The organism is Aromatoleum evansii (assembly GCF_012910805.1).
GTDB classification, from domain to species: Bacteria; Pseudomonadota; Gammaproteobacteria; order Burkholderiales; family Rhodocyclaceae; genus Aromatoleum; species Aromatoleum evansii.
Map to the genome: position 1 here is coordinate 1 of NZ_WTVK01000081.1, position 17,637 is coordinate 17,637.

The 17,637-nt window shown below is 66.4% G+C and carries 19 protein-coding genes; 4 read left to right on the forward strand and 15 right to left on the reverse strand.

Translation table 11 applies throughout. The features are described 5' to 3' along the window. Window positions 1–115: 115 nt before the first annotated feature. The 6 genes from GO615_RS25045 to fliF all read right to left on the reverse strand — a co-directional run bounded on the left by GO615_RS25045 (window position 116) and on the right by fliF (window position 6,827). Window positions 116–1,411 (reverse strand): flagellar hook-length control protein FliK, encoded by a 1,296-nt coding sequence (locus GO615_RS25045; protein WP_169132586.1) that lies wholly within the window; start codon window positions 1,409–1,411, stop codon window positions 116–118. A 78-nt stretch (window positions 1,412–1,489) separates the two neighbouring features. Next, a complete protein-coding gene (gene fliJ, locus GO615_RS25050; RefSeq protein ID WP_169132587.1) occupies window positions 1,490–1,945 on the reverse strand; it encodes a flagellar export protein FliJ in 456 nt (151 codons plus the stop codon). A 93-nt stretch (window positions 1,946–2,038) separates the two neighbouring features. Continuing rightward, window positions 2,039–3,442 (reverse strand): flagellar protein export ATPase FliI, encoded by a 1,404-nt coding sequence (gene fliI, locus GO615_RS25055; RefSeq protein ID WP_169132588.1) that lies wholly within the window; start codon window positions 3,440–3,442, stop codon window positions 2,039–2,041. Further along, window positions 3,439–4,143: a flagellar assembly protein FliH gene (locus GO615_RS25060; RefSeq protein WP_169132589.1), complete on the reverse strand. Its 705-nt coding sequence runs from the start codon at window positions 4,141–4,143 to the stop codon at window positions 3,439–3,441. Before GO615_RS25060 ends, fliI begins: the two co-directional genes overlap by 4 nt. Before the next feature lie 27 nt (window positions 4,144–4,170). Further along, the gene (gene fliG, locus GO615_RS25065; RefSeq protein WP_169132590.1) at window positions 4,171–5,172 is read right to left on the reverse strand and encodes a flagellar motor switch protein FliG; all 1,002 of its coding nucleotides are present in this window, start codon (window positions 5,170–5,172) and stop codon (window positions 4,171–4,173) included. Continuing rightward, window positions 5,169–6,827: a flagellar basal-body MS-ring/collar protein FliF gene (gene fliF / locus GO615_RS25070; RefSeq protein ID WP_169132591.1), complete on the reverse strand. Its 1,659-nt coding sequence runs from the start codon at window positions 6,825–6,827 to the stop codon at window positions 5,169–5,171. The genes fliG and fliF overlap by 4 nt, the downstream gene beginning before the upstream one ends. A 163-nt stretch (window positions 6,828–6,990) precedes the next feature. Here fliF and GO615_RS25075 point away from each other — a divergent pair, with 163 nt between their 5' ends. The 3 genes from GO615_RS25075 to fliE all read left to right on the forward strand — a co-directional run bounded on the left by GO615_RS25075 (window position 6,991) and on the right by fliE (window position 10,133). Further along, window positions 6,991–8,163 (forward strand): sensor histidine kinase, encoded by a 1,173-nt coding sequence (locus GO615_RS25075; protein WP_169132592.1) that lies wholly within the window; start codon window positions 6,991–6,993, stop codon window positions 8,161–8,163. Continuing rightward, complete coding sequence (locus tag GO615_RS25080) at window positions 8,160–9,581, forward strand: sigma-54-dependent transcriptional regulator (RefSeq protein ID WP_169132593.1); 1,422 nt, start codon at window positions 8,160–8,162, stop codon at window positions 9,579–9,581. Before GO615_RS25075 ends, GO615_RS25080 begins: the two co-directional genes overlap by 4 nt. 228 nt (window positions 9,582–9,809) lie before the next feature. Continuing rightward, window positions 9,810–10,133, forward strand: coding sequence for a flagellar hook-basal body complex protein FliE (gene fliE, locus GO615_RS25085; protein WP_050414853.1), 324 nt, complete (start codon window positions 9,810–9,812; stop codon window positions 10,131–10,133). Between the two features lie 67 nt (window positions 10,134–10,200). Here fliE and GO615_RS25090 read toward each other — a convergent pair whose 3' ends face one another. The 3 genes from GO615_RS25090 to GO615_RS29020 all read right to left on the reverse strand — a co-directional run bounded on the left by GO615_RS25090 (window position 10,201) and on the right by GO615_RS29020 (window position 11,720). After that, complete coding sequence (locus GO615_RS25090) at window positions 10,201–10,971, reverse strand: flagellar brake protein (RefSeq protein ID WP_169132594.1); 771 nt, start codon at window positions 10,969–10,971, stop codon at window positions 10,201–10,203. A 109-nt stretch (window positions 10,972–11,080) separates the two neighbouring features. After that, the gene (locus tag GO615_RS25095; RefSeq protein ID WP_169132595.1) at window positions 11,081–11,401 is read right to left on the reverse strand and encodes an EscU/YscU/HrcU family type III secretion system export apparatus switch protein; all 321 of its coding nucleotides are present in this window, start codon (window positions 11,399–11,401) and stop codon (window positions 11,081–11,083) included. Then, entirely contained in the window at window positions 11,388–11,720 is a 333-nt protein-coding gene (locus GO615_RS29020) for a flagellar hook-length control protein FliK (RefSeq protein ID WP_246262450.1), read from the reverse strand. Before GO615_RS29020 ends, GO615_RS25095 begins: the two co-directional genes overlap by 14 nt. A 250-nt stretch (window positions 11,721–11,970) precedes the next feature. On the opposite strand from GO615_RS29020, the gene GO615_RS29025 reads away from it, so the two are divergent. Beyond that, window positions 11,971–12,579: a hypothetical protein gene (locus GO615_RS29025; RefSeq protein ID WP_246262451.1), complete on the forward strand. Its 609-nt coding sequence runs from the start codon at window positions 11,971–11,973 to the stop codon at window positions 12,577–12,579. A 23-nt stretch (window positions 12,580–12,602) separates the two neighbouring features. On the opposite strand, the gene GO615_RS25105 is transcribed toward GO615_RS29025, so the two are convergent. The 6 genes from GO615_RS25105 to GO615_RS25130 form a co-directional block, all read right to left on the reverse strand. Next, window positions 12,603–12,932, reverse strand: a complete 330-nt coding sequence (locus GO615_RS25105) for a flagellar protein FliT (RefSeq protein ID WP_169132596.1) — start codon at window positions 12,930–12,932, stop codon at window positions 12,603–12,605. A 10-nt stretch (window positions 12,933–12,942) separates the two neighbouring features. Then, the gene (gene fliS, locus GO615_RS25110; RefSeq protein ID WP_169132597.1) at window positions 12,943–13,359 is read right to left on the reverse strand and encodes a flagellar export chaperone FliS; all 417 of its coding nucleotides are present in this window, start codon (window positions 13,357–13,359) and stop codon (window positions 12,943–12,945) included. A gap of 13 nt (window positions 13,360–13,372) precedes the next feature. Continuing rightward, complete coding sequence (fliD, locus tag GO615_RS25115) at window positions 13,373–14,764, reverse strand: flagellar filament capping protein FliD (RefSeq protein ID WP_169132598.1); 1,392 nt, start codon at window positions 14,762–14,764, stop codon at window positions 13,373–13,375. A gap of 19 nt (window positions 14,765–14,783) precedes the next feature. Next, complete coding sequence (locus tag GO615_RS25120) at window positions 14,784–15,167, reverse strand: flagellar protein FlaG (protein WP_169132599.1); 384 nt, start codon at window positions 15,165–15,167, stop codon at window positions 14,784–14,786. A gap of 77 nt (window positions 15,168–15,244) precedes the next feature. Beyond that, window positions 15,245–16,051, reverse strand: a complete 807-nt coding sequence (locus GO615_RS25125) for a flagellin N-terminal helical domain-containing protein (protein WP_169132600.1) — start codon at window positions 16,049–16,051, stop codon at window positions 15,245–15,247. A gap of 302 nt (window positions 16,052–16,353) precedes the next feature. Continuing rightward, the coding region (locus tag GO615_RS25130; protein WP_169132601.1) for a GGDEF domain-containing protein at window positions 16,354–17,637 on the reverse strand (1,284 nt) is incomplete at its 5' end.

Below are 17,637 nucleotides of genomic sequence, written 5' to 3' on the forward strand. Positions count from 1 at the left end.
AGGGGGGGTAGGGGCCTTGGCCATGTAGTTCTCCTGTTTCCACAACTGAATTATCCGCGATAACTCGTGTTACCCAATTGCGGAAAAGTGGGGAAGACCGGCCCCAATTCATCCCTCAGGCAAAAGTGTCGACCATGCCCAGGCCCGTGCGGGACCAGGACGCAGGGGCGAGGGGAGCAGTCCGGGCGTCGCCGACCGGATTCGATCCGTCGGCGCCGCGACGCCCGCGGCCCGATCCGCTTCCCGAATCCTGCCGGGCGCGCTGGTCGCCTTGCGTGCTCACGTTCGCCTCGCCGAGGTTGATACCCGCCTGTTGCAGCACTTCGCGAAGGCGCGGCAGCGCCTGTTCGAGTGCGTCGCGGGCCGCGGCCGAGGCGGCAACGAAATGCGCGGTCGTCTGGTCGCCGTTGACCTGGATCGAGACCTCGAGCTTGCCGAGATGGGCGGGCGTGAGGACGAGTTCCGCCTTCGATTCGTTGCGTCCCACCATCCACATCATGCGGTTGCCCACGTCTTCGGCCCAGGCACGTTGACCGGCCGGGGTGTGGACCTGCAACTGCGGCGGCGTCTGTTCCGTGCGCGCCGTGCCGGGAGTAAACGCCGAGGCGTGCAGACCGGCTGCCTGCGCGTCGGCCTCGAGCGCCTGCAGGCCGGGTGCCGGTGGGGCAGATTGCTGTGTCGCCATCTGCAGGCGTGCCCCGAAGGCTGCGGGCGTGTTTCCGCCGGCAATGTCGGCCTTCACCTTGGCAACCGCATCGGCGACGCTCCCCGCTTCCGCGCCGGCCTTTCCCGACGCCTCGTTCTGCGAGGCGGCTTCTGCAATCAGCTGGCCGAGCGTGAAGGCTCCCGGCTTGCGTTTCGGAGTGTCGAGGAGCACATCGGAGGTCAGCAGGGCATCGCTTTCCGCCGGAGCTTCAGCTGCCGGCAAGGCGGCAACGCCCGGCATCAGGGCGGCAAGGCTTGCCGCCTGGGCGGCGGGATCCGCCGTCGCGCTGTCGTCCTGCCGGGCGCCCGTGCCCTCCTGCGCTCCGCCCTCCGCCGTTGCTGCATCCTGCGTAGCATCATCGCCGGTCTTTTCTGCGTCGGCCGTGTCGGCGGTGGCCCTATCCGCGTTGCGCGTGTCGTCGGTCCGCGCGGGTGCATTCGCTTCGCCGCTGCGCCGCGTCTCGCCCGATGCATCGCTGCGAGGACGCTCCCCCGTCTGTGCGGCGCGTTCCTGCGGTCTTTCCCGTTCCGGGCGAGCGGGTGGGCGTTCGGCCGCGTTCATGCGGCGGTCGAGCGCGCGGGAGAAACTGTCGTCGTTCAGCTCGCTTCCGCCGGCCCGGCCTTCCTCTGCGGCACGCTGGAGCGGCTGCGCCGCAGCAGACGGAGCATTCAGGCGCAACATGCTGGTCAAGACCTGATTCGACATGGTGGATTCCCTTTCACGGCTGTATCTGCCGTCACTTCAGCAAGCTGTGTGCCAAGCTTGGAAACGGCGGGCAACGACTCAGGATTCGTCGCTGTCTTCGCGATTGACGTAGCGTTTGGCCGAGTGCTCGTCGGACTGTCGCTGTTCGCGGCGCGCTTCCTTGCGCGCCTCGCCGAGGTCGTGGCGTTTCTGCAGCGTGTCGAAGGCCTTGACCTTGTTGCGCTGGGTCATCCACGCGTGCTGGCCGGCGGCTGTCATCTGGCGGGAACGTTCGACGTTGGCCTTTTGCACGGCGATGGCGTCGTCGATGCGGCCTATGAAGGCGCTGAAGTTGCGCCATTCGTCGGGGCTGATGCCGTTGCGCGCGGCTTCATGAAAACGCGACTCGTATTCGTCGCGATAATTCTGCAGCAGTTCGAGCTTGCGCGTGCCCTCCTGCTCGCTGGCGATGAGCTCGCCCAGACGGCGCGCCGCGTCGTCCATGCGCGTCTGGCTCAGTTCCAGCAGTGGCTTGAGGGGAAAGGGGTTGCTCATTGTGCGAAACGTCCGACGCCGGTGGACGGCCCGGTGCGATGTGGTTTTGTAAGCATTCTAAACGAGTGGGGCCGCAAGGGCCCGTGACAACGCTCACCCCGGGGCGAACAGTGCGCCAAGGCCTGCAAGGGCGTTGGGGTAGCTTTCCTGTTCGTCGATCCGTTGTTGCAGGAAGGCTTCCAGTCTGGGATACATGGCCACGGCGCGGTCGAGCAGGGGGTCGGAGCCGGGCTGGTAGGCGCCGACGGCGATCAGGTCGCGCGAACGCTGGTAGCGCGAGAACAGTTGCTTGAAGTGCCGCACGAGCTCGAAGTGCTCGGGGCTGACGAGTCCGTGCATCGCGCGCGAGATCGACTGCTCGATGTCGATCGCAGGGTAATGCCCCTGGTCGGCGAGCGCGCGCGACAGCACGAAGTGTCCGTCGAGGATCGCGCGCGCCGAATCGGCGATCGGATCCTGCTGATCGTCGCCCTCGGCGAGCACTGTGTAGAAGGCCGTGATCGAGCCGCCGCCTTCGAGCCCGTTGCCGGCTCGCTCCACCAGGGCCGGCAGGCGTGCAAACACGCTCGGCGGATAGCCGCGCGTCACCGGCGGCTCGCCGATCGCGAGGGCGATCTCGCGCTGGGCCATTGCATAGCGCGTGAGCGAGTCCATGATCAGCAGCACCTGCTTGCCGCGGTCGCGGAAGTACTCCGCGATCGTCGTCGCATACGCCGCACCCTGCAGGCGCATCAGCGGGCTGGTGTCGGCCGGCGCGGCGACCACGACTGAGCGCGCGCGACCCTCGGGCCCGAGGTTCTGTTCGATGAATTCCTTGACTTCGCGGCCCCGCTCGCCGATCAGGCCGACCACGATTACGTCCGCCGACGTGTAGCGCGCCATCATGCCGATGAGCACGGACTTGCCGACGCCCGAGCCGGCGAAGAGGCCGAGGCGTTGCCCGCGCCCGACGGTGAGGAGCGCGTTGATCGCGCGAATGCCGACGTCCAGCGCGGTGTTGATCGGCGCCCGCGTCAGGGGGTTGAAAGGGCGGCTCTGCAGCGAGCGGCTTTCGCTCGCATCGAGGGGACCGAGGCCGTCGAGCGGGCGGCCCGCGCCGTCCACGACGCGACCTAGCATGTGCTCTCCCACAGGCAGGTGCTTGGCGCGGTCGGAGGTGCGGCGTCGGGGCACCAGCCGGGCGCCGAGGACGATGCGTGGCGGGGCGGGCTCCACCGGCATCACGGCGGCGCCCGGCGCGAGGCCGAAGACGTCGTCGGTCGGCATCAGGTAGAGCTTGTCGCCATTGAAGCCGACCACCTCAGCTTCGACGGTTGCGCCGCCGCTCGCGAGGATTCGGCAATCCGCACCCAGGGGAAGGCGGAGCCCGGCCGCTTCCATGACCAGGCCGTTGATGCGCGTCAGGCGGCCGGACACCCCGAACGGACTCACGTTCGCCAACTGGCGCCGGTGGGCGTCGAGGTAGCCGGTCCACGCAGCGGCGCGCGTCGTGTTCATTTGCTGTCATCCCAGTGGGGGGCGCGTTGGCCGAGACCCTCGAGGATTCTGCGCCAGCGCGTCTCCACCGTCGCGTCGATCTCGCTCGCGGTCCCCTGCAGCCGACAGCCGCCTCTCGTCACGGAGTCATCCTCGATGATCTGGTGGTGCAGGTGAGTCGGCTGCTCGGCAATGTAGGTGCGAATCAGCGCGACGTCGTCGGGATGCACGTGGATGCGCACCTGCGCCTGCGGCAGCTGGTTCAATGCCGCGCGCACGGTTTCGATGAGCGCCTCTTCCGGATTCTCGGCCAGCGCGCGGCGGACCATCTGGCGCGCAACCTCGATCGCCAGCCCGACGATTTCGTCTGCGACCTCCTGATCGAGCTGCTTCAGCGCCCCGTCGAGCCCGTCGGCCAGTTCTGCGAGGCGGCTCGCCTGCTGGCGGGCGAGTTCAGCCCCCTCCGCAAAGCCGGCCTCATAGCCCTCGCGGCGCGCATCGTCGAACATCGCTTCGATCTCGGCCGCGGTTGGCAGCTGGATGTCCGGTTGCACGGCAGGGGGAGGCTCGGGCGGCGGAGCCGTCTCTGCAACGGGTTCCGGCGGAGCAGGGGGAGGGAGGTCGGCCTCGGGCGTCTCGGGCAGCAGTTCTTCCTGTTCGCCGAACGTCGGCGGCTCCCAGCGACGGTAGGCGCCGACCGCCTGATGGCGAGAGATGCTCATGACCGGCTCCCGAGCGCTTGGGGGGGCTTACACGAAGGCATCTTCGGACCCCTTGCCGCCGAGCACAATCTGGCCTTCCTCGGCGAGGCGACGCACCACCTTGAGGATTTCCTTCTGCTCCGCTTCGACCTCGGACAGGCGCACCGGACCCTTCGCCTCGAGATCCTCGCGCAGCATGTCGGCGGCGCGCTGCGACATGTTCTTGAAGATCTTCTCGCGCAGCTCGGGCGCAGCGCCCTTGAGTGCAGTGACGAGCGAGTCGGACTGCACTTCGCGCAACAGCGTCTGCACGCCGCGGTCGTCGATGTCCAGGATGTTCTCGAACACGAACATCTCGTCGAGGATCTTCTGCGCGAGGTCGGGATCGTACTCGCGCACGTTGTCGAGCACCGCCGTTTCCGCCGCGACGCCGACGAAGTTGAGGATCTCGGCGGCGTGGCGCACGCCGCCCATCGAGGCCTTCTTGACCGTGGAGGCGCCCGCGAGCATGCGTGCCAGCGCCTCGTTCAGTTCCTTGAGGGCGGCGGGTTGCACGCCGTCCAGCGTGGCAATGCGCAGGATCACGTCGTTGCGCAGGCGGTCGGGGAACTGCTTGAGGATTTCGCCCGCCTGGTCGAATTCCAGGTGCACGAGGATGGTGGCGATGATCTGCGGGTGTTCGTTCTTGATCAGGTCGGCCGCGGTCACGGCATCCATCCACTTCAGGCTCTCGATGCCCGCGGTGTCCGAGCCCTGCAGCACGCGCGCGATGATGTGGCCGGCGCGCTCGTCGCCGAGCGCCTTGGTCAGCATCGCGCGGATCTGCTCCTCGTCGGCCTCGACCGGTGCCCCCTTGATGCGATGCTCCTCCAGCTCGTCGAGCACCGCCTCGACCTTGGAGCGCTGTTGCGAAGGCAGGCTGGCCATCGCCATGCCGAGCTTTTGCACTTCCTTCGGGCCGAGCAGCTTGAGGACTTCCGCCGCCTCGTCCGAGCCGAGCGCGAGCAGCAGCATCGCGCTCTTTTCGAGGCCTTCATCCATTGAGCTCATCTCTTGCCTTCCTCATTGACGCCCATCCATTCCTTGATCAGGTTCGCGACGACGCGCGGGTCGGACGTGGCGAGTTCCTTGGCCCGGGTCAACTTCGCGTCGAAGGTGTTTTCCGGTTGCAGGTGCGACAAGCTCACCACCGCGCCTTCCTCCTCCTCTTCCGGTGCCGGGGCCGGCGGAGGCGGCGGTGCCACCGTTCGCAGCAGCGGACGCACCACGCCGAAATACACGAAGGCGAGGGCGACGAGGATCACGACATACTTCAGCACTTCCTTGCCGAGGTCCACCATCTCCGGATCCTTCCATACCGGCACCTGTACCTGAGATTCGGCACGGCCGGCGGCGAACGGCGCGCTCGACACGTTCAGGCTGTCGCCGCGCGCCTGGTTGAAGCCCATCGCCTCGCGAACCAGACTGGTGATGCGGGCGATCTCCTCATCCGAAAGCGCTTCCGCGCGCGACTCTCCATTTGGCAGCGTTTCGTTGCGGTGGTTCACGACGACCGCTACCGACAGGCGCTTCACCTGACCCAGCGCCTGCTTCGTATGCTGGATCGTGCGGTCGAGTTCATAGTTGATCGTCGCCGCACGATTGCCCGTGAAGGCGGCCCCCGGGGCTCCGGGTGTGCCTCCGGGCGCGACCGGAGGCGAGGTGATCGGCGCGGTGGCGGGAACGGGTGGCTGGTTGCTCAGCGCGCCGGGCACGCCTTGTGCGGCCGGCTCGCGCATCCCCTGCTCGTTGATCTGCTGGCTGCGGATCGCCTGGTCGGGCGAAGGGTTCGGCTTGTAAGTCTCGGCGGTCGCCTCGACCTGGTTGAAATCGACGTCAGCGGTGACCTGGGCCTTGAAGTTGTCATCGCCGACGATCGGAGCGAGGATCGTCTCGATGCGGCGGATATAGCCCGCTTCGACCTCGCGCACGTAACTGAGCTGGGTCGCATCGAGGCCCGCGTTGCGCAGCGGGTCGGGGCGGTTCGTCAGCAGGGTGCCGTTCTGGTCGATCACGCTGACGTGGTCGTTCGCGAGTTGCGGCACGCTCGACGCGACCAGATGGACGATGCCGGCGACCTGGGCGGAATCCATCGTCCGTCCCGGGTGCAGGTTCACCATCACCGAGGCGGTCGGCTTCTGCTCGTCGCGCAGGAATCCGGATTGCTTCGGGATCGCCAGATGCACGCGCGCCGACGCCACCGACGCGATCGACTGGATGGTGCGTGCGAGTTCGCCTTCGAGTGCGCGCTGGAAATTCACCTGTTCGTGGAACTGCGACACGCCGAGCTTCTGGTTCTCCATCAGCTCGAAACCGACCAGCCCGCCCTTGGGCAGCCCCTGCGCGGCAAGGCGCAGGCGCACGTCGTGCACCATCCCCGACGGGATCAGGATCGCGTTGCCGCCCGGAGCAAATTTGTAGGGGACGTTCTGCTGCTGCAGCGCCGTGACGATCGCGCCGCCATCGCGCTCCTCGAAATTCGAGAACAGCACGGCATAGTCCGGTGCCCGCGACCACAACCAGACCCCCACCAGCATGGCGATGGCGATTGCCACGGCGGCGCCCGCGGCAAGCTTCTGGCGCTGGCTCAGCTCATTGAAGCGCTGCAGCGCCTGCTGGGCCGGCGGCAGGGTTCCCCGATCAACGGCGGTGTCGGCGGTGGCCATGGTGGAGTCCTTCGATCACGTCACTCTTACGGATGACGGCATTGTCCGTCTGCGCGCGCAAATCGCGCGAGTGGAAAAGCGGCATTTTTTGCCGCCTATTTGCCGGTTAACATGGACGCATGGGAGCTTAATCTGCCAGCCGTGAAAACAGGTCCTGCAAGCCATGTCCGCTGAATCACCTCCTGCTTCCCCGAATGCCGTGCCCGGCGTGGGGCAGCGCCTCGACGCGGCCCAGCTCGCCGAGGCGTTCGAGATGTTTGCGCGCGCGTCCGAAGAGCTGTCCAACGCCTACAACGCGCTCCAGGGCCAGGTCGCGCAACTCACCGAACGCCTCGCGGTGCTGCTCGGCGCGCTGCCTGCGGGGGTCGTCATGCTCGATCGCGGCGGCCGTGTCGGGCAGTGCAACAGCGCGGCCGAGATCCTGCTGGGCTGCGACCTTGCCGGCCGCCCGTGGGTCGAACTTGCCGCAGCCCTGCATGCCACAGAAACGCCGGGCGAAATGACCGTCGGCGAGGAGGCGGGTGCGCGCCGGGTTTCCTTGTCCGAGGCGGAACTCGAATCCGGCGAGGGGCGCATCATCCTGCTGCACGACGTCACCGACGCGCACCGCATGCGCCTGCAGGCCGAACGCAACGAGCGGCTGGCGGCGATGGGCGAGATGGTTGCCGGCCTTGCCCATCAGCTGCGTACTCCGCTTGCCGCCGCCTTGCTTTACACGGGCAACCTCAAGCAGCCCGAGCTGGCCCCTGCAGATCGGGCGCGCGTGGCCGAACGGGCGATCGAGCGCCTGCGCTACCTCGAACGCCTGATCCGCGACATGCTGCTCTTCGCGCGCGGCGACAGCCTCGGTCGCCAGCGCTTCGGCATCTGCGACCTCGCCGGCGAGCTCGTGCATACCCTGGAACCGCTGGCTCGGGCGCGACAGATTGCCTTTTCGTCGTCCTGCGAATGCGGCGACGCGACCCTGCTCGGCGACCGCAAGGCCCTGGGCGGGGCGATCACGAACTTGCTCGAGAACGCCATCCAGGCCACCGAGCCCGGTGGCGCGGTGGAGCTCACGGCCAGGCTCGATGGCGACGCGGTGTACTTTCACATACGCGACGACGGCCGCGGCATCGAGCCGGCCCACCAGGCGCGCCTGTTCGACCCCTTCTTCACCACCCGTGCCGACGGCACCGGCCTCGGGCTCGCGATCGCGCGCGGCGTCGCGCGGGCCCACGGCGGGGATATCGCCGTCGAATCCAGCCCGGGCAAGGGCGCCCTGTTCATCCTCAGCCTGCCGCTGCCCAGTCCCGAAGAGGGGGGCGAGGTCACGGCAACGAAGGAACCCTCATGATCGAACAGATCAACATCCTCGTGGTCGAGGACGACGCCGCGCTGCGCGACGCCGTGTGTCTCACGCTGGAAATGGGCGGGCATCGCGTCACCGGCGTCGATGGAGGACCGGCTGCGCTGGTCGAGATCGGCCGGCAGGCATTCAACCTCGTCGTCACCGACCTCCGCATGCAGCCGATGGACGGCCTGCAACTCCTCGGCGAGATCCGTTCGCGCCTGCCCCAGCTTCCCGTCCTGCTGATGACTGCCTACGGCGACGTCGACAAGGCGGTTGCCGCGATGCGCGGCGGCGCCTGCGACTTCCTCATGAAGCCGTTCGAACCCGACGTCCTGCTCGAACACGTGCGACGCTACGCCTCGCAGCCGCCGGGAGCCGAAGACACCGTGGCCGAGGATCCGCACACGCGCAACCTGCTTGCGCTTGCCGCCCGCGTCGCCGACACCGATGCCACGGTGCTGCTCACCGGCGAATCGGGTACCGGCAAGGAAGTCTTCGCGCGCTACATCCACGACCACTCGGCGCGCAAGACAGGACCTTTCGTCGCGATCAACTGTGCCGCCATTCCCGAGAATCTGCTCGAGGCGACGCTGTTCGGCTACGAGAGGGGCGCATTCACCGGCGCGCAGACGTCCCAGCCGGGCAAGTTCGAGCAGGCGCAGGACGGCACCATCCTGCTCGACGAGATCTCGGAGATGCCGCTCGCCCTGCAAGCCAAGTTGCTGCGTGTGCTGCAGGAGCGCGAGGTCGAACGCGTCGGCGGCAAGAAACCGGTCGAACTCGACATCCGCGTGCTGGCCACCAGCAACCGTGACATGGCGCGGGAGGTCGCCGCCGGCCGCTTCCGCGAGGACCTGTACTACCGCCTCAACGTTTTCCCCCTCGCGATCCCTGGCCTGCGCGAACGTCCCGGCGACATCCTGCCGCTCGCGCGCCACTTCCTCGCACGCCACGGCGAGCGCCTCAAGCGGCGCGCGCGGCTGAGCCCCGAAGCCGAGCAACTGCTCGTGCGCCATTCCTGGCCCGGCAACGTGCGCGAGCTCGAGAACGCCATGCAGCGCGCGCTGATCCTTGCCGCTGGCGACACGATCACGGCCGAGACGGTGCATCTGTGCCTGCCGAACTGGGTCGCGACGGAAGCGGCTCGGGCGGCTGAAACGGGGCCCCGGTTCGAAACGGCACCTGTGCCGGCAAATTTTGCCGTGTTGCCGGAAAATGTTGCCGCTTCCCCTGCGCAGAGACCCGATCCCGCCGGCGTCGGTCGGCCGGCAAACATGAGGGATCTCGAGCGCGAACACATACTTTCCACGCTGCGCGAAGTCGGCGGATCGCGCAAACGGGCGGTCGAAAAGCTCGGAATCTCGGAACGCACCTTGCGTTACAAGCTGCAGCAGTACCGCGACGAGGGCTACGAGGTGTAGCGCATGACGCTGAAAGCCAGGCGCAAGGTGGCTGGGTGGGTTTGCATAACGGCCGAGCGGGTTTTTGTGGGAGCGGCTTCAGCCGCGAATCAACCGACGGGGTCCCGTCAGGCGCCAATTCGCGGCTGAAGCCGCTCCCACGGAAGCCGGTTGCCGTTACAAGCTTTTGGCACGACGATTGCTCTGCTAGACTGAGGACAACGGATACTCGGTCTCGAGGTCGAGCGTATGGATACGCGTGGAATCAACCAGATGATCGGCGAGTTGCGTGCCACTGCCCAGGCGGCAGGGGCGAAGTCGTCCGCGCCCGCCAACCAGGCGGCTGGCGGCGTCGATTTTGCCGAAGTGCTGCAAGGGGCGCTGAAGGACGTGAGCGCCGCGCAGCAGGAAGCGCGCGGCATGGCCCAGGAGTTTTCCGCCGGCGACCCCAACGTCAATCTTCAGGACGTGATGGTCAACCTGCAGAAGGCCAACCTGTCGTTCCAGCAGATGGTGCAGGTGCGCAACCGTCTCGTCACTGCGTATCAGGACATCATGAACATGCCTGTTTGACCCGGTTCGGGGCATGCAGACGCAGAAGCCGCCCGCGAGGCGGCTTCTGCGTTTTTGGCGGTCGGTTTCAGTGTTCCTCGCGCATTCGCCGGTCGCGTTCGAGCTTGAACATGTAGCGCTGGATTCTCGCCGTCGCCGGGTTCGATAGGCCCATGAACTCGCAGCCGGCACGCAGCACCTTCACCCCGTTCGCCTTCTCGACCTCGAAAAGGTTCCTGACCTTCAGGCTCACCGGCAGGGGATTGCCATCGGGCAGGCGGAGCGAGCACTGGCTGTATTCGGTGCCCGGCTCGAAGGGGAGCTCCCTCGGCGGCACGAGCACCGCCAGTCCCCCGCCGCTGATATCCACGATGCGGACCAGCACCTCCTGTCGGCGGCCGTTCTCGGGTACGTGGGTGATCACGCAGACCAGCGGTTCGGTCTGGGGCGTCGGCAGGCGATAGAACTCGCGCCGTTGCAGGCGGATGATGCTCTCGGGAAGCGCCGCGCGCAGGGCAGGCCTGCCCGCGTAGTCGATGCGTGCCGGAGTTTCCAGCGCGAACTGCAGCTTCACGTTGTCGAGGCGCGTCGTGCAGACGAGGCGTGCGGCGCTGCCGGCCTTCGCGTTGCCGATTTCGTCGGGGCAGGCATCGACGATCACGGCCCCGTCGTCGGTCACCGCGAGCGTCAGCGTGATGAAGGATTCACCCCCGTCGATGAACGCGGTCAGGAGCAGGCGTTTCTCGACGAGAGCCTTGAGCAGGCGCGCAATTTCGAGCGGGTCGCGCACTGCGTAGCGGGCGAAGGCGTCTGCATCCAGCGGTCGTTGCGTCGTCGTGGTTTCGGAGGGGGCGGGCATCGGCAACGAGTTGAGGCAAAACGGTGTTTATAGCACGACTATTAACGCGGCGACGAAGGAGCCCGGAGTCAAGGGTCGAGCTCGCGCGCAACAGATCGGTGCCCTGGCATCAGGGGCGAGTCGGTCCACCAGGCTGGCCGGCCTGTGCGCCCGGAGTGCCCTGCTCGACGCGGTAGATCCACGCAAGCAGCTCGGCCACTGCGACGTACAACTCGGGCGGGATACGCGCGTCGAGGTCGACCTGCATCAGAAGGCCGACAAGCTCTGGGGATTCGTGCACGAACACTCCCGCTTCCCGCGCACGCTCGATGATTTCGCGGGCGATCAGTCCGCGCCCCTTCGCAACCACGCGCGGCGCCGCGTCGCCCTTGCTGTAGGCGAGCGCGACGGCCTCGCCGCGCGGCCCCTGATCGTTCTCAGTGTTCGCCATTGCGGCGCTCCGCGACGAAGCCCGTGAGCGGCACGTTGGCCGCTTCGAGGGCGCTGTCGAGAGCCGCCCGGGCGTTGGCCAGCGCCGCCACCGTGGCATCATCGTCGGCCATCAGGCGCAGGGCGACGCCCGCCGGCGTCAGTATCAGGCTGGCCTCCACGCCGCCGAGCCGCGGCAGGGTGAGACGCAAGGTGGTCTTCCATTCCGGCGGCTGTTCGTCCGAACCCGATTCGTCGTCGCGCTGCGGATCCTCGATCTCCCATTCCATCGTCTGATCCGGCCATACCTGGCCCTGCCAGACGTAGTTCTGCGTCGCCATCGCGTCGAGTTGCTGGTAGACGACAGGGACGAGGCGATCGGGAATGGCCGCTGCACGCGCGCCCGGTGCCGGCGGGGGGGGGGGCGCTGGTCGCGGCGTCGGTTTCACTGGCTGCCGTGCCCGTAGCATTTGCGGATTGTGCGGCGGTATTCGGCGCCATTTCGGCAGTGGTCCGCAGCAGGCTGGGCGAGCGGGCGAGCGCCGCCGCATCGGCGGCGGGGGCGCCCGACGGCGTCGCCGCGGCACGCGATTGTTCGCCCTGGGGTTCCTGCAGCAGTGCCGAAGTCGCGAGCTTGCCGGACAACCACTGCAGCTGGTGCGATTCGTAGAACAGGCCGCTCTGCGACAGCGCCTGTTGCAGGGCTGGCGCCAGCGTCGCTGCGGCGTTGTTTGCTGGTGGCGCGGCGACGATGGGCTTCCCCGCCGCGAGGGTCGCGGGTTGAGGCGCGGGTTGTCCGGTGAGCAGGAATCCGATCAGCCGCCCGGCAGCGCTGAGTGTCGGGCGCGTGCCTTCATTGCCCGTGAGCATCGGATCGGCAAGCTGGGCGAAAACCGCCTTGGGCGTGCTCTGGGTGACGACCAGTTCGAGCGTGTCGCCGGCAGTCGCGGAGTGGTTGAGGGCCAGCGTGTAATCGCGCCCGCCGACGATGGCCTTGAAGGTGCCGTCGGGCAGTTTGCGGTCGATCGTCGCGACGAAGCGCTGGCCGGGCAGAAGTTCGGGAAGGCGCGCCTGAACCTCGCGTACGCGCGCCGTGCCGTTGATTGGCGGCTCGCTGTCGAAGAGGCTCGCCTCGGTGATCAGACGCAGGCGGGCAGCGAGGTCGGACGGAATCATCGTGTGCGCTCCTGTGTCATCTGACCGTCCGGAGGCCTGTCAGATCCTCAGGGGCCGAAAGCGCCGTAGGCGGCGCGTACGGCACGGTCGCGCACGTTGCCCGACAGCAGCTTGCGCACGCTTGCGAGCCACGGTTCGACGTGCTTGCGGATCTCGACGTCGTCCTTGAGCATGGCGGCGATCAGTTCCGCCTTACGTGCCGCCTCCGCATTGCCGAGGGCCTCGTGTGAGGCGTTTGTGGTGCGCATGATCTCGTCGCGCAACGCGGCCATTTCGCGCTCCAGCGTGACGAGGCGATCCCAGTCGTTTGCCCGCGCCGCCTCGACCATTGCCGCCGAGACGGTACTCATCGATTCGTACAGGGCGAGCGAGGACATGGCGCTCTCCTCAGGCGGCCGCGGTGGTTGCCGTCGCGCCCGGCGCGATGCCGGCCCAGGCTTCGCGCAGGCTTTCGAGTAGTCCGTGGACTTCGTCCAGGGCCGGACGGCTATTGTGCAGGTTGGCGTAGACCAGTCGCTCGCTCATGTAGTCGTACAGGGCAGACAGCCGTGCGGCGAGCTCGCCGCCTGCGTTGAGATCGAGGCTCGCCTTGAGCCCGTTGACGATGATCTCGATCGCCTTGGAGATCGCTTGGCCCTTCGCCGCGATCTCGTGGTTTTCCATCGCCACGGATGCGGTACCGATAGAGAGCAGGGCGCCGTCGAAGAGCATCAGGATGAGCTTGTGCGGGTCCGCGGTGCTGACCCCGGTTTCGACGCCGATCTGCGCATAGGCGGCGGCGCGATTGGGAAATGAGCCGAACATTCTTGCGTCCTTGTTACTCGTTCGAGGCGGAGAGGTTTGCCAGTTGCTGTGTCAGGAAGGCGCTGGTGCTGTTGAAGCTTGCCATCATCGAATCCAATGCGGTGAACTGCGCCGTGTAGCGGGCCTCGATACGTTCGAGCCGGAATTCCAATACCTCGCGCCGGTCTTCGAGGGCTGCAATCGAGCGGTTGATGCCGTCGGTACGCGATGTCAGCAATCCGTCGGTATCCAGCATCTTCCCTATCGTGTCTTCGAGCGTCTGGGCGAAGCCGGTAATGGTGCCATTGCCGCCGAAGAGTTCGGCGACATTCTTCGTCGGGTCGGCCAAGGCTGTCGCGAGCTTGCTGTCGTCGACCGTCATCGTTCCATCGGGCTTGAACGACAATCCGATGTCGGAAAGCATCGTCGCGCCATCGAGACCCGTCAGCGGGTTACGGAAGATGTTGCGCAACTGGTTCTGGATCGAGCGGACCGCCGAGTCGCCGTTGAGCGTGCCGGCCTTCCTCGTTTCCGCGTTATACGCCGACTGCTCGCGCAATAACTTGTTCAACTCGTTGTAGGCCGTCACGAAATCGTCGATGGCCTTGTCTGCGACCTCGTTGTTCTGCGCGATCGTGACCTCGACCGGGCCTGTGTTCTCCTTCGTCAGGGTCAGGGTCACGCCTTCGATGACATCGGAAATCGTGTTCGTGCTGCGGGTGATCGCAATGCCGTCCACAGTCAGCTTGGCATCCTGCGCAGCCTGAATCGAGCTCAGGGTGCTGCTACCAGGATTGCCGGCATCGAAACTGAAACCTGCAAGGCCGCCGCTGCCGGAAATCTGGAACGCCTTGCCCGCGCCGGTCGAATCGCCGGTAAGGACAAGCTGATCGACGGTGCCGTTGTTGATGACGCGCGCCGTCACCCCGGTTTTTGCCGAATTGATCGCATCGCGCAGTTCGGCGAGCGTGCTTCCGGCTGCGAGCGTCACCGTCTTCGCGCCGCTGCCGTCGGGCGTGAAGGTACCGTCCTGCGCATAGCTGCCGAAGGTGATCGTGAGATCGCCGGGAGCGACCGCGGGGGCGGTCGTCGCGCTGGTCGCGACGCGCTGCGAACGGGCAAGCGTATCGATGTCTACCGAGTAGACGCCCGTCGCTGCGGACGCGGATGAGGTGGCTGAAAATGCCGTGGCGTCGGCAACCTTTGCCGTCGTCGCTGAGAAGGTCGACGAATTGGTCAGAGCTTTGGCGGCATCCTGCAGCTTCGACAGCGCACTCTTGATCTGGCCGAAGGCGGAAAGCTTGGCCTGGAAGCTGGTCTGCTGCGTCTGGAGGCGCGAGAGCGGCTGGCGCTCGATCGCCATCAACTGACTGATGATGCCCTTGATGTCCAGGCCGGAGCCTACTCCGGGTGCGCTGATTGCCATGATGGACCTCCTGCGACGCTCAGGCCTGCTGCTTGATCAGCAGTCCCTGCAATTTGTCGATCGCCTGAGCGATCTTGAGAATGTCTTCCGACGGAATCTGTCGGATCATCTCGTTGGTTTCCGTGTCCATGACCTTGACCACCGTTCGGCCTGTGTCCTGGTCCAGGGAGAAATGCAAGCTCTGTGCCACCGGCTTGACCGCCTCGCGCACCTCGTCGAGCGCCCTGATGATATCGTCGCTGGACGGGGGTGTGGCAGCAGTTTGCACATCGGCTGCCTGGGCTTCGCGCGGCCTGTCGGTCGCGGCGGTCAGTCCGGTGGCCGTCGATGCGGCCGGTTCCGTCGTGTGAGCCTTGGGCGGCGTGACGACGGGGGGTGTCAGGTTGACGGACTGGATCGACATGGTATCCCCCTGAAGGACTAACGGCGCGGGGCATCTTCATGCGCCGCGCCGGTGTTGCGGTTTAGTTCGACTTCAGTTTAACGGAGCAGCGACAGCACGTTCTGCGGAAGCTGGTTCGCCTGGGCGAGCATCGCGGTACCGGCCTGCTGCAGGATCTGGGTGCGCGACAGGTTCGCGGTTTCGGAGGCGAAGTCGGCATCGACGATCCGGCCGCGGGCGGCTGCGGTGTTCTCCGAGGCAATCTGCAGGTTGGCGATCGCCGACTCGAAGCGGGACTGGATGGCGCCAAGGTCCGCACGGGTCGAATTCACGGCGTCGATATCGGCGTCAAGCGCGGCCATGGTGGTCAGGGCGGTTGCGGAGCTGTTGAACACCGTGGCAGTGAAAGCGGTTGCTGTCGTCGTCACCACGATCTGGTTGTCGGCCGAGTCGTTGGCGCCCACTTGGAAGGTCATGTTTGTCAAGCCGCCGAGCACGACCGTGTCGTTGAACTTGGTATTGTCCGCGATCCGGGTATTCTCGTCGCTCAGTGCGGTGAATTCGGCTGCGAGGGCAGTGATGTCGGAGGCGCTGTTGGTGCCGTTGGCTGCCTGCACCGACAACTCACGCATGCGCTGGAGGTTTTCACCGATCCGTCCGAGTGCCCCCTCGGCCGTCTGTGCGAGGGAGATACCGTCGTTGGCGTTGCGGATCGCCACGTTCATGCCGCGAACCTGGGCGTTCATGCGCTCGGAAATCGCGAGGCCGGCGGCGTCGTCCTTGGCGCTGTTAACACGAAGACCGGAGGAGAGGCGCTGGAGCGAGGTGGCGAGCGAGCTCTGGGAGGTCGTCAGGTTGCGTTGTGCATTGAGGGACGCAACGTTGGTGTTGATCGTCATTGCCATGATAATTCTCCTAGAGAGAGATGACTTCGGTTATCCCGGCTTCATGCCCTGTTTGCATCTGCGCGGGCGTTTTGTCTGCCGTTGAGTTCATTAACGGAGGTGCCGGAAAAATCTTTAGGGAATTTGCAGAGAGATTTTCCCTGGGCCTGACGATGGGTCAGACAGGCGTCTGGCACCCGTGGCAATCGGCTGCCATCGTGCTTTGGTACCTCATTCAACAGGCCGCAAAATACTGTCCTGGTGGAGCCCTTCGACAAGCTCAGGGCGAACGGCGATCCCTGAGCGCCACAAAAATAGTCCGTTCAGGCGAGCGGATGTGCGACCACCTTGTTCTTGCCGGTCTGCTTGGCCCGGTACATCGCCTCGTCCGCGCGCTGGATGGTGCTGTCCACCGTGTCGTCAGGCTTCCATTCGGTGACGCCGGCGCTGAAGGTGATGAGCACTTTCCGGTCGTGCGTAAGAAAGAAGTTGCGCGTGAGTTCGCGCTGCAGTCGCACGAGCGCCGCCTGGGCCTGTTCGAGCGTGGTGTCCGGGTAGAGCAGGATGAACTCCTCGCCGCCGTGGCGGGAGATGGTGTCCTGCGGTCGGAGGCTTTGCCGGATGATGGTGGCGAGGTGGACCAGGGCTTCGTCGCCCGTGCGGTGGCCGAAGCTGTCGTTGAGCTGCTTGAAGTTGTCGAGGTCCAGCAGGGCGAGGCTTAGCGGGCTGCGGTGGCGGCGGGCGCGGGCGGCTTCCTTGTCGAAGGCTTCTTCCAGCCCTCGGCGGTTGAGCATGCCGGTGAGCTGGTCGTGGCGCATCAGGCGGCTGGCTTCGTCGAGCTGGTGCTGCAAGGCGTCCATCTTCGCTTCGGCATCGCGCACGCGTTCGCGCGTGGCCTGCAGCTCGTCGCGCGAGCGGGCCGCTTCGTCGCGCATCGTGCGGGTTTCGTGCATGACTTCGAGCAGCACTCCGCCGATCTCGCCGATATCCTTGGCTGCGGAAATGCGGTCGGCGCAGCTGCCAATGCGGTCGTGGTAGGCGCCGGTGGAGGCGGCAAAGTCGGCGAGGTGGTCGATGAAGCCGGCAAGCATTTCCTTCAGCGAGCGCTGGGCCTCGGAGTGGTTGTGCTTGAGCTGGCTCTGCTTGTAGATGACTTCGCGCAGGCGCCGCTCCGCGTCGTCGATGAGGCGGACGTTGACGGGTTTGCCGACGAGCTCGCGCAGAACCTCGATCTGCCCCTGCAGCCAGGTGTCGTCGACGACGATCTGGTCGATGTTCTCGAGCAGCAGGCGCAGAAGGTTGAGGACGCCGGTGTGGATCTCGGCGCGGTCGCCGGCGACGAGTTCGAGGCGGTAGCCGAATTTCCGCAGACGGGGAGACAGCGAGGCGAAGTCGTCGACGGTGGCGCTCGTGCGCGCGGCGCCGGCGAATGCGGCGGCTTCCTGGGCGAGTTCGGGTTGTTCGACCAGAAGGGGCGGCAGGACGGTTTCCAGCACCAGTTGGAGCGCCTCGCGCAGGGCGGCGAGGAGTTCGCCTGCTTCGCCGGGTGCGAGAAGCCGGGGCGCGGGGGGCGCGGCGGAAGCGTCGGCCGGAGGTGCCAGGGGGGC